Source organism: Candidatus Desulfosporosinus nitrosoreducens (assembly GCF_030954495.1).
Taxonomy (GTDB): Bacteria; Bacillota; Desulfitobacteriia; order Desulfitobacteriales; family Desulfitobacteriaceae; genus Desulfosporosinus; species Desulfosporosinus nitrosoreducens.
On record NZ_JAVHUW010000026.1, the window covers coordinates 1 to 10,708 of the forward strand.

General features: G+C 44.5%; 10 protein-coding genes. 5 read left to right on the forward strand and 5 right to left on the reverse strand.

Annotated elements, in window-relative coordinates:
- Positions 1 to 288 precede the first annotated feature (288 nt).
- Together REC12_RS02710 and REC12_RS02715 are read left to right on the forward strand one after the other, a co-directional pair.
- Complete coding sequence (locus tag REC12_RS02710) at positions 289 to 2,376, forward strand: hydantoinase/oxoprolinase family protein (RefSeq protein ID WP_308892194.1); 2,088 nt, start codon at positions 289 to 291, stop codon at positions 2,374 to 2,376.
- Positions 2,348 to 4,117, forward strand: a complete 1,770-nt coding sequence (locus tag REC12_RS02715) for a hydantoinase B/oxoprolinase family protein (protein ID WP_308892196.1) — start codon at positions 2,348 to 2,350, stop codon at positions 4,115 to 4,117. The genes REC12_RS02710 and REC12_RS02715 overlap by 29 nt, the downstream gene beginning before the upstream one ends.
- Before the next feature lie 249 nt (positions 4,118 to 4,366).
- Here REC12_RS02715 and REC12_RS02720 read toward each other — a convergent pair whose 3' ends face one another.
- A complete protein-coding gene (locus REC12_RS02720; protein ID WP_308892197.1) occupies positions 4,367 to 5,422 on the reverse strand; it encodes a DUF3231 family protein in 1,056 nt (351 codons plus the stop codon).
- 35 nt (positions 5,423 to 5,457) lie between these two features.
- Positions 5,458 to 5,988 (reverse strand): DUF3231 family protein, encoded by a 531-nt coding sequence (locus REC12_RS02725; protein WP_308892199.1) that lies wholly within the window; start codon positions 5,986 to 5,988, stop codon positions 5,458 to 5,460.
- A gap of 198 nt (positions 5,989 to 6,186) precedes the next feature.
- Between REC12_RS02725 and dinB the strand changes: the two genes are divergently transcribed.
- Positions 6,187 to 7,371 (forward strand): DNA polymerase IV, encoded by a 1,185-nt coding sequence (dinB, locus tag REC12_RS02730; RefSeq protein WP_374214159.1) that lies wholly within the window; start codon positions 6,187 to 6,189, stop codon positions 7,369 to 7,371.
- Positions 7,372 to 7,406: 35 nt separating this feature from the next.
- Entirely contained in the window at positions 7,407 to 7,814 is a 408-nt protein-coding gene (locus REC12_RS02735; protein ID WP_308892203.1) for a hypothetical protein, read from the forward strand.
- Positions 7,815 to 7,836: 22 nt separating this feature from the next.
- Here the strand turns inward: REC12_RS02735 and REC12_RS02740 are convergent, their stop codons facing one another.
- The 3 genes from REC12_RS02740 to REC12_RS02750 all read right to left on the reverse strand — a co-directional run bounded on the left by REC12_RS02740 (position 7,837) and on the right by REC12_RS02750 (position 9,564).
- Positions 7,837 to 8,664, reverse strand: a complete 828-nt coding sequence (locus tag REC12_RS02740) for a divergent polysaccharide deacetylase family protein (RefSeq protein ID WP_308892205.1) — start codon at positions 8,662 to 8,664, stop codon at positions 7,837 to 7,839.
- A gap of 142 nt (positions 8,665 to 8,806) precedes the next feature.
- On the reverse strand, positions 8,807 to 9,013 hold the full coding sequence (locus REC12_RS02745; RefSeq protein ID WP_308892207.1) for a hypothetical protein: 207 nt from the start codon (positions 9,011 to 9,013) through the stop codon (positions 8,807 to 8,809).
- 311 nt (positions 9,014 to 9,324) lie between these two features.
- Entirely contained in the window at positions 9,325 to 9,564 is a 240-nt protein-coding gene (locus REC12_RS02750; protein ID WP_308892208.1) for a 4Fe-4S dicluster domain-containing protein, read from the reverse strand.
- 665 nt (positions 9,565 to 10,229) lie between these two features.
- On the opposite strand from REC12_RS02750, the gene REC12_RS02755 reads away from it, so the two are divergent.
- The gene (locus REC12_RS02755; protein WP_308892210.1) at positions 10,230 to 10,562 is read left to right on the forward strand and encodes a hypothetical protein; all 333 of its coding nucleotides are present in this window, start codon (positions 10,230 to 10,232) and stop codon (positions 10,560 to 10,562) included.
- Positions 10,563 to 10,708: the final 146 nt, after the last annotated feature.

Genomic DNA, 10,708 nt, shown 5'->3' on the forward strand with positions numbered 1-10,708 from the left:
CCTGGGGTCCTTTGGTTTATCCGATGACTAATCCGCTCTAAGACTCCCGCGCTTTGGCACGCGGAGAGTTAAGAGCGGCTATGTCCCTGTATAAGCGAGACTAAGAATCATATGGATTAAAACAACACCTGAATCAAGTCATCTGTATCCGATGAACAATCCCCAACAAGACTCCCGCTTTGGCACCCGGTGAGTCAAGAGCGGCAAAGTCCCTGGATACGTGCGACTAGGATTCAGTTGGAGTAAAACTCCACCTGAATCAAGTCTTCTTTATAGGGAGGTTAGAGCATGTATGCGATTGCTGTGGATGTGGGAGGGACATTTGCAGATTTGGTGCTGAGGGACCAACAGGGACATACTTTTACAGCGAAGGTTCCTTCTAATTATAAAGATCCTTTAGAAATGATAATTCACGGGTTGAGCGCATTAGCTCAGGAGCTTGGCTTTTCAGTCCGAGAATTGCTTTCCTGTACGGATAAATTCATTCATGGAACAACTGTGGGGATTAACGCTTTGCTTCAGGGGCAGGGGGCTAAGACAGCCTTGATAACGACGGCAGGTTTTCGTGATGCTTTGGAATTACGGCGCTCTCAGTTGTCCGAGCCCTGGGATTTGCGGGCCGTTTTACCTCCTGTTTTGGTGCCCCGGTATTTGCGTCTCGGTTTGCGGGAACGCCTGGATTATAGGGGTGTGCCTCTTAAAGCTCTCGACAAAACGCAAATACCTGAAATCGCCGATTTCCTGCGTCAGGAACAGGTAGAATCCGTGGCGGTTTGCTTACTTTTTTCCTGGCGCAATCCGGCTCATGAACGGGAGTTTAAAGAACTCTTGCAGGCTCTCTTGCCCCAAGTATTTATCTCTCTGTCCTCGGAACTCTCGACGCAAATGGGTGAATATGAGCGAACTTCGACAACGGTTATTAATGCCCGGCTAAGTCCGGTCTTAAGTGACTATCTGCTCAACTTAGATAGCCAATTGCGTGATTTAGGCCTCCGGGTGCCGCTGTCGCTTGCCCGGAACAATGGTGGCCTGACTGATATGTTCCAGGCCAAGAGATGTGCCGTGTCCACTCTTTTTTCCGGACCGGCAGGAGGGGTTAAAGGGGGCTGGGCCTTAGCCCATGAGTTAGACTTGCCGGAATTAGTGGTAGCGGATATGGGGGGAACAAGTTTTGATGTTTCCTTAATCCGCCAGGGCAAAATGGAAGTGACCCCGCAGGCGGAGGTTGCCGGATATCCTGTTCAGCTGCCAATGCTCGACATTCATACCGTTGGCGCGGGTGGAGGAAGTATTGCCTGGCTTGATCAGGGCGGCATGCTGCGGGTGGGGCCGCATTCGGCCGGCGCCCAGCCCGGGCCGGCTTGTTATGGCCTGGGGGGAGAAGAGCCAACGATCACCGATGCTGCGCTCGTACTGGGGCTGCTCGATTGCTCCAATTTTCTCGGCGGACGGATGAACTTAGATGGGAAGCGAGCCTTGCAGGCGATTGAAACGAAAATTGCCCGGCCTTTAGGAGTGTCTGTGCCGGAAGCGGCCAATGCCATCTATCAGGTCGCCCTTTCCCTGATGATTGATGCCGTTTATCTGATGACGATTAAAAAGGGGTATGATCCTCGCCTGTTCTCATTGGCGGCCGTTGGGGGGGCTCTGCCCTTGTTTGCCACAGCTTTGGCTGAGGGAATTGGGATACGACGGGTTGTGATTCCCGCACAGGCACCGGTTTTTTGTGCCCAGGGCCTGCATTACGCGCCTTTTCAGATTGAAGTTTCCCGAGGTATCTATGAACTGTTAGGCGAACAACCTGACTTTAAGTGCAGAGAGGCAATCAGCGAACTTGAAGAGCAAGCAGATCAGGAGCTCTCCCGACTGGGTGTTGCCAGTGACCGGCGCTGCTACCTTTGGTCGGCAGACTTGAAGTATCCTGATCAACATCATGAAATTACCCTGGAATTTCCCTGCAATGTATCGGATATAAGACTTTGGCAGCGTATCGGCGAAGCGTTTCATGCCGTTCATCAAAGACGTTATGGCTACAGCCAGCCCGAAAAATCACTGGTGCTTGTAAATTTAAGACTGTTAGCTTGCGAAAAGGAAAATAGCTTTAGGACAGTGGCAGGGCAAGATACTGTTGGGGAAGCTGCAAGCTCTGAAATCTGCTCGGTCTACCGGCCTGGAGGGTTGCAAGAAATCAGGAGTTATCGTTGGCAAGACTTAAAACCGGGAATGGGAGTGGAAGGTCCCGCCTTAATTAAAAGGAACTTTACGACTGTTTTTTTGGAAGACAACTGGCGGGCCAACCTCGATCAGGCTGGCAATCTGTTGCTTAACCTAAGAAAGGAAGGATTTAATGCAGACGGCGATGGAAGAAGTTATTGAGCGTTCGGTGATTGCTAATCGCTTGGATACAATCGCCAAAGAAATGAGTTATGCTTTAGAGAAATCATCCAGATCTCCTATTTTTGCCGAAGCCTGCGATTTTGCTTGTGGGATATGCAACAGCCGCGGGGAGTTGGTTTCTCAGATCAATGGGATTCCCATTTTGGCCGCCGCCGGGACCTTTAGTGTTCAGGAAGTGATTGCAAAATACCATGAACAGATTCAAGAAGGGGATGTCTTTATTATTAATGACCCCTATCAAGGGGGAAATCATCTGCCGGATATAGGCATTATTACTCCTTTAATCGTGAAAGGAGAAGTTCTTTTTTATTGTGTCAGCAGGGCACATCATGGCGATATCGGAGGGTCTGTCGCCGGCAGTTATAATGCCAAAGCCACTGAGATTTTTCAGGAAGGTTTGCGCATACCTCCGATCAAACTCATGAGCAAAGGTCAAATGATCAATGAAGTCATGGATCTGATCACGCGCAATGTCAGAAACCCGCAAATGTTGCAGAATGACTTGTGGTCGCAAATAGGAGCGAACAATATTGGAATTGCTCGTCTCCAAGAATTGTTGCAGCAATACTCTGCGACCGGAATTAAAAAAACACTGGCATATCTTCTTGAGCACGGGGAAAAGATGGCGCGTCTGGCTATTAAAGCACTACCGGATGGAGAATACTCCGGTGAAGAATGGGTTGATGATGATGGCTTTCAGACTCACCCTATCAAGATAAAGGTCACAGTTAAGGTCCGTAATGAGGAAATGACTCTGGATTTTTCCGGCACCGATTCTCAGGTTAAAGGTTTCGTTAACTCGGCTGTTGTGACGAGCACATCTGCGGCTTGGATCGGCGCTCTCTGGGCCTTGGGCCCGGACATTCCCCGCAACAGTGGGGCTTTCCGGGCTATCAAGGTTTATTTGCCTAAAGGAAGCTTAGTTAACCCTGAAGATCCCGCGCCGGTGACCCTGAGTACGTTAACTCCCGCCAGTGAAATCATCAGCGCTATTTTTCAAGCCTTGGACTCTGCCGCTGCTGAGCGCTTACCTGCCGGTTTTGGACGTTACTGTGGCCCATCGTTTTATGGCCTTGATCCTCGTAATCAGGAATTTTACGTCGGTTTCGCGTTTTGTGCCCTAGGTTCCGGTGGGGGGATATCCGGCCGAGATGGGTATCCCTACATGGCTCCCTTGTCAAATTATGGCGGGGTTCGCGCCCCCAATATTGAAGCCAACGAAATCCAATACCCTCATCTAACATTGTGTCATGAAATAGTCATGGACAGTGCGGGGGCGGGAAAGTGGCGCGGAGGGCCGGGGGTTTGTTACAGTCTTGAATTTTATGGCAATCCTACAAATATCGTTATGTTTGGGGACGGAATGAAGATTCCGCCTTTCGGCGCTCACTCCGGAAGACCCGGAAGTTTAAATCACTCAAAATTGACAAGAGCAGGGGAAGCAGCTCTTTTGTTAGGCAGTAAAGAAGATGCCCGTTCCTTGCCTCCAGGATCGGTGCTCACAATGATTTCATCAGGGGGAGGCGGTTGGGGAGATCCTTATCAGCGAGAGGCTGAAAAAGTGTGGAGAGATGTTCGCGACGGGTATATTTCCGTGGCCAGGGCCAGAGAGGATTATGGAGTAGCTTTAAAGAATGACGGTGTTGACCAAGAAAAAACCCAAAAATTGCGCTCCCAGGCTCTCGGTCAGCCGCAAATCGGAAAAATTAACGGCACCTAGACTTTAGGGAGTGTCTTAGTCTGAATTATAGGCGCTCAAAGTTATGACCCAATAAATTCAGGCTGGAATAACGACGTTTTTCTTGGCAATGACGATAGCAGGATAGACCGGAGCATTTGGTGCTTCGGTTTTTTGTGATTAATCCCCAAGTATAAATAAACTTGTTTATATACTTTTCCCAATATAATCCCAACCAGGTGGCTGCTGGTGAAGCTTGGAAACGACTGAACTTTCTTTGTTATCGGCCGGTCAATGTAATAATTCATCTCTATTAACTGCTTCCGGTATGCGCTCCAGCCAATTTTTTTCTATCATTAGCTTTGATCCGTCCTTTGCCAAATTCAAAAGCTCGCCTGCGAAATTATGGTATGCTGATAAGAGATCTAATTTTGGACTGTTGGGGATGGCAAGTCCATATCCGGCAATAACAAAGGCTGTTGTCGCCGTAGAATGAGCCAGCATTAACCTGTCGCTGAAGGGGGATTCTACCGAATCCGTTACATTGTAGTAAATCGTGGTAGGCTTTGGTAATTTTTCAGCATCTAAAATAGATTCCAGTTTGTGGATGTGCTTATCGGCTATGTGAATAATCTTAAGGAAATGGTTTCTAATAATATCCGAGCGGACAATCTGACTAAAGGCAATAGTTTGCAGCCTAATTAGCATTTTGGTTTCCAGAAGTGAAATAATATGACTTAATTCTATGGCATTCAGCGCTCTGGTATCGCCAAATAATGTACCGGCATAATTCTTATTGTGGACAATCTCTATGTTTTGGGGAATTTCTATGTAAGGAGAATGAATTAGGGCTCCTCTAGCAATGAGAACGTTTGTAGCTTTCTGAATAATCTCCTGAGATGTATCGATGCACTCCTTAAAGTAGTCGCGGAAATCCAAGCGGCTGGAAATACTAAAGGCCTGGCAATTATTAATTAGAACCAACTTATGCATCAATCTTGTATAGGCCAGTTTAAAAGAATCGTTAAACAAAGCCTTGGCATTAATAGTGACATCCTTTTCGCCAAAAGCCATGGGGATGGGATGATGAATAGTCTCAAAGAGGTTCTTCATAGTTTGCACCCTCTGGCTGGAGATATCAAGCGTTCGTTGCAGCAGAGACCGAATCTCAGGATCGGATGCCTCATGGACATATTGTTTGAGCATACAAACAGAGACTGTTTCGGCCTGATAACTCGTCCATAAATGACCGATTTCCGATGAATTTGGCGCAGGATAAGACAATTCTTGCGGCAGAGTTTGGACATGCAGCTGATCTGACTGAGTTGTATTTTGCGTAGTTTCCATAATTGGTTCTCCTTTATTTTCGAAAGTTTGGCTTATTATTTATAGTGCGGAGGAGTATATGTCCAGCCTTTTAATTTTCCATATTCCATGAAGCCATCAAAAATTTTTATTTCTTCTACAAGCATAGCAATAAATGTTCCGCGCATAATGGCGCTCGTGGCTTGGGAAACGGAACTAAGATGAATATTCAGGAAATCTTGGATTCCTCTTAAAATTCGTCTGTATATATACTTATCTGTAATTTCTTCTAAGTCCACCGTAGAGGTTACTGTTTCAGGCGGTTTTTCCGGGAGAGGTATACCATACTCTCCCATAAGTCTTTCTAAATGATTCACTTGGTCTTTTAGAGTATCTAAGCCACTTTCAAGGATAAATTTAAAGTCAAAATCACTGGCAAAATCTTTAAGCATCTGGGTTTCTGAAATAACGTCGTAGCGCGCAACGAGCAAATCCCATAGGTGCCATACCTCACTGACACTTATTTTAGATTGTTTATCCTTTGCCGTTTTGCCTATGCTGTTAATTTTTTCAATTGCCCTGCTAATGGCCGTTAACAAAATAATCACCTCCGCCTTTAGTTTAACCATTCTTTAGATAATTAAAGGTTAAGAATATGTTTTATATTTCGTGCCAGTTCCAGTCTTAAATTAAAGAAGAATTTTGAGAGCGGAGGTTCTGCTAAATGACTGGCCGCCAGGCGAAAGCGGGCAGGGACAAGATTAATTGAAGTAGCCTGGGAAGGTGAAAAAAGTTATAATGTTTTTATGAATGATTGGGCAATGGTACGAAAAATAATACATGTTGATATGGATGCTTTTTATGCTTCCGTAGAGCAGCGGGATGATCCTACTCTCCGGGCAAAGCCGGTAGTGGTAGGGGGCAGACCCAACAGCCGGGGTGTGGTTAGCACTGCTTCTTATGAAGCCCGTAAATTCGGAATTCATTCGGCGATGCCTATAGCAGAGGCTTTTCGGCGTTGTCCCCAGGCAATCTTTTTGCCTGTAAACGCTCGCAAGTACCAAGAGGTTTCTCTGCAAATCCGGGAGATATTTCTGACATACACTCCTCTTGTGGAGCCGCTGTCATTGGATGAAGCATTTTTAGATGTTACCGGATCTATCAAGTTATTTGGCCCTGCGGACACAATTGCGCTTACGATTAAACAACGCATCCAGCAGGAATTAAACTTGACGGCTTCGGTCGGCGTAGCCTGCAATAAGTTTTTGGCTAAACTTGCTTCAGATTTGCAAAAACCGGATGGCTTTGTAGTTGTTTCGCCGGAGAGAGTCCGGGAGTTTCTGGAGCCTTTGCCGATAGAAAGACTTTGGGGAGTTGGTAAAAAAACTGCGGAACAGTTGCATAAGCTGAATGTCAAAACAGTCAGAGATCTGCGTTCTTTAGAGCTTGGCTATTTGCGGCAATTATTCGGAGTTCAGGGAAATCAGCTTTATCAATTGGCTCAAGGTATTGATGATCGGCCGGTCGAAAGTGAAAGGATTGTAAAATCTATTGGCCGTGAAACTACCTTTGAGTTGGATATTGCTGATCGTGATGTTTTGGAGACAGCTCTATTGAACCTTTCCTTGGATGTGGGACGGCGCCTGCGTAAAAGGGCCTTAAGAGCAAAGACAGTGACCCTAAAAGTTCGCTATGATGATTTTCATACAGTTTCTCGCTCTCAGACCTTATTAGAAGCTGTCGACTTGGATGACATTATTTACAGGGAAGCCTGTAGTTTGCTAAAAGAAGTATCTCTTAAGCAACCGCTGAGGCTGATTGGTTTAACGCTTCATAATTTAAGCGCTGCAGCGGAGCGGCAGCTTTCCTTATTTTCCGAACCGCAAAAGAATAGCCAAGCTCTCACCGAAGTCATTGATTTACTTAAAGAAAAATATGGTGAGAGAAGTATTACAAGAGCGAGAACCTTGCTGCCCCATAAGCCTAAATAACTTGAGTGGGAAAGTGAATCAAAAGGGGATGTACAATGAAATATTTTAAACGTAAAAGCATAATGTCCGTGCTATTCTTATTTTCCGGTATCATGATTTTGCTTGTCGCTTTGCTTCAACTTATGGTGAAAAATAGCGGGGCCGCGTTTTTCCTGATTTTGGTTGCCTTGATGTTTGTTGTTGATGCTTACATTTATCATAAGCCTTATTTGGGGCTGGATGAAGAGAGATTAGTCGTGAACAATAGTCTTGCGGCGAAAGAAATCTTTTTAAAAGATCTGACGTCAGTTCACGAGAAAAATAACAGATTAACGCTTGCCTATACTTATAGTTCGGCGCCTTTAACATTAAATATCCTCTTGTCTCATTTGCAGCAACACGATAAAGAGCAATTTATGAAAGAGTTAAGGTCAAAATTAGGGGACAAGGTTTATAAAAGTTAATCCGGGATAAAGGTTAAAAGGTTTATTGAGATCGGAGTAATTCGGATAAAGGAACTATTTTGATGCCTTGAGCCTTTATTTCAGGCAGCATTTCTTTTATAGCCCGTGCCGTATTGGGACCTTGAGGTCCGACATGCCCTATGCCTATGGCTTTTCCCGAAGTCTTAGCTTTAGCAATCAGAAGCTTTATTTGTTTTTTTATGGCATTGAGATCTGCTGAATTATCCAGGAAAACATCCCGGGTGCCGGATTTAACCCCGGCTTTTTTAGCTTGTTGGGCCAGAATAGTGGATTCGCTTGTCTTACTGTCGAGAATTAATAAGTTATGTTCTTTAGCCGTCTCGACAAGAGCTTCTACGATGTTGGGATTTTCAGTGCCCTTTGACCCCATGTGATTACTAATTCCGACCGCATAGGGAATTTGTTCCAAGCTGTTGTTTAGTCGAACTCTAAGCTCCTGAGGTGACAAATTCGTGGTCAAGGCGCCGGGCCCCAGCCATTCAGGACGCCCATTTTTAGCTTCAATGGGCATATGCAGGATGATTTCATAGCCAAGGTTATGTATTAAGTCTGCTTCTTGTTGTGAGTACAGCAGGTTGGGCATAATTGCCGCGGTAATCGGAACACCAAGTTCCAACATCTGTTGTGTGCCAGGATTGTCAATGCCAAAATCGTCGATGACGATTGCTATTTCACCGCTGACAGTTGGCGCCGTTATGGGATGTTTGGGTTGTTCAGGTTGTTCAGCGCTGTGCTTGGCGCCTGCCAACAGAAGCAAAACAGCTAGGAGGAATAATGCCAAACTATAGACCGGGTGGCGAAGGACTAAAATTGTTGGGTGCTGCTTCACTGCTTTCACCAACCTTAATGACATTAATTAATTTAAGTATATTGACTTAACCGGGTCATAGAATCAAAACCAAGCAAAGAAGTGCTTTTAATCCTCTAAATAAAGGAAGACCAGGCCTGTAAAACCTGGTCCAATTGACTTCTTAGAAAATTACCCCTAAGGCGATAAGAATTAAAATAGCGATAAAAATAATCGCTACACCAACGCCAAGGCCTGTTCCTGCTCCGGTTCCAACTCCAACACTAACACAGGGGAGAACGGGCAGGCAGCTACAGCCAGTAGGACCAATGTGTGGCGGGGCCCCCACGGGTGTAATGTGTGGAAAACGACATTTTCCCAAGCCGAACATAAAATTCCCTCCTTATTACTTTATAAATAGCAGGTTAAAAGACAATTCCCATTGCGATTAACAGAAGTATAATAACAACAACTATAGCAATACCGGCATAGGACATCCTTATAAAACCTCCTTTGCTATTGCTGGTATACTATACGTCCAAATGGGACATATTGACACAAATTACCAATTAAATAAGACAAACAAGCAAAGAATTCTTAAAGGTTTCTGCGCAGAGTGTTTAAGAGTTCTTTGCTTGTTTAATCATAAAAATGTTATTTATAATTTTACGTTTCTTTAGCTATTCCTGAGCTAGTCTTGTTTTAACGGCTTATTTTTAAAGAGCTGATTGCTTTATAGGGGCACGCTTTTACACATGCCAGGCACCCTTGGCAATTCTGGTGATTATTGATTCGAACGTGCTTGTGAATCAGGACGTTAACTTTGCCCAGAACATTGCTGGGGCAGGCAGCTACGCATTGCCAGCAGGCTTTGCAAAGTCTGGTGTTGATTAAAATATAGTTTGTCTGACTATGTTTTGTCAGATGATGGTGATGCCGCATTGAAACTCCTCCTTTAACTATTTCTTTGTTTTCTGTATTTTCAATGAGGAATATCGGGTTCCTTGTTGTTATTGGTGCGAGCAGTTTTCTGATGTTACTTTTGCTTTTAGGGATATTATAAAAAGTAAGTTTAAAAATTAACAAAGGAATTGCTAAAATTTTTCTAAAATATTTTTAAGGTTTGCCGCTGGGCCTGGTTGGAGATCGCTTTGAGAGGTCCAAGAACAATATGAACACTTTTTACATAAAATACCAAAGATTATTGAGGCAAGGGACTGAGGAGGATGGGCTACAGCTTCAACTGTTATCTATTGGGCTGCGTATCTTTATTAAAATCCAAATTATTTTCCGAAGTTTTTCATCACAGCTACAAGTTACCAAATTATAATTCGCGCAGCCATTGTTCTCCGATTTTCCCGCCTAAAAAGGTTGAACCGGATATTTGGTTACAAACTTCTTCAAAGTCGTTAGGCTCTTCGTTCCCGGAAGGCAGGCATATTAAAAATGTAAATCTGCTTTTCCCGGCTTTGTTTGGTACGGGAGTCGCTTATCTTATAAGTTTTAAATTGAACTCTCTTAGAAGGGACTTTCCCAAGGCGCCTGCGCATAGTGGGCAGAAATTGTTGATTCTGGCCTATGTTTTTATATCAATAAGCGGGATTGCCATGTTTATATGCCAAAATCTGATCAGTTCTTATTCTAAAGATCCGCTAAAGAGTTTCATAACCATCGGGATTGGATTAGTCTCGGCTACTTTGTTGTTTGCAGCAGTTGATTTAATGATGTATATTCTATTCCCGGGAAGCTTTACGGGTCAGTTGGGAGAGATTTGGCTGGAAAAGGCAATTAGCTTTATTTACTACAGTGCTTTGAGTATTTCTGTGGGACCGGTAGGCGACATAGTGCCTAGAGAGAACACGACTCGATTACTTTTAGCTATGGAGGGCATGACTAACCTGACGATTTTTAGTCTGATGATTGCCTCCATATTCCGCTAGGGGACGTGAATTGACTAATTTTTTCCGATTTGGCAGATTTGCTTCTTTGCTTTTACAAAAAGGACCCATTATATACAAGACTTTTTTACTGTGCTACAATTTAGGTGCAATTGGATAGGATTAAGTAATTTTTCTTTCCTAAAGGG

Bases quoted from the DNA above. Each gene is read 5' to 3' on its own strand.
- REC12_RS02710 (WP_308892194.1), top strand. From the start codon at position 289: ATGTATGCGATTGCTGTGGATGTGGGAGGGACATTTGCAGATTTGGTG.
- REC12_RS02715 (WP_308892196.1), top strand. From the start codon at position 2,348: ATGCAGACGGCGATGGAAGAAGTTATTGAGCGTTCGGTGATTGCTAAT.
- REC12_RS02720 (WP_308892197.1), bottom strand. From the start codon at position 5,422: ATGGAAACTACGCAAAATACAACTCAGTCAGATCAGCTGCATGTCCAA.
- dinB (WP_374214159.1), top strand. From the start codon at position 6,187: ATGAATGATTGGGCAATGGTACGAAAAATAATACATGTTGATATGGAT.
- REC12_RS02735 (WP_308892203.1), top strand. From the start codon at position 7,407: ATGAAATATTTTAAACGTAAAAGCATAATGTCCGTGCTATTCTTATTT.
- REC12_RS02745 (WP_308892207.1), bottom strand. From the start codon at position 9,013: ATGTTCGGCTTGGGAAAATGTCGTTTTCCACACATTACACCCGTGGGG.
- REC12_RS02750 (WP_308892208.1), bottom strand. From the start codon at position 9,564: ATGCGGCATCACCATCATCTGACAAAACATAGTCAGACAAACTATATT.
- REC12_RS02755 (WP_308892210.1), top strand. From the start codon at position 10,230: ATGTTTATATGCCAAAATCTGATCAGTTCTTATTCTAAAGATCCGCTA.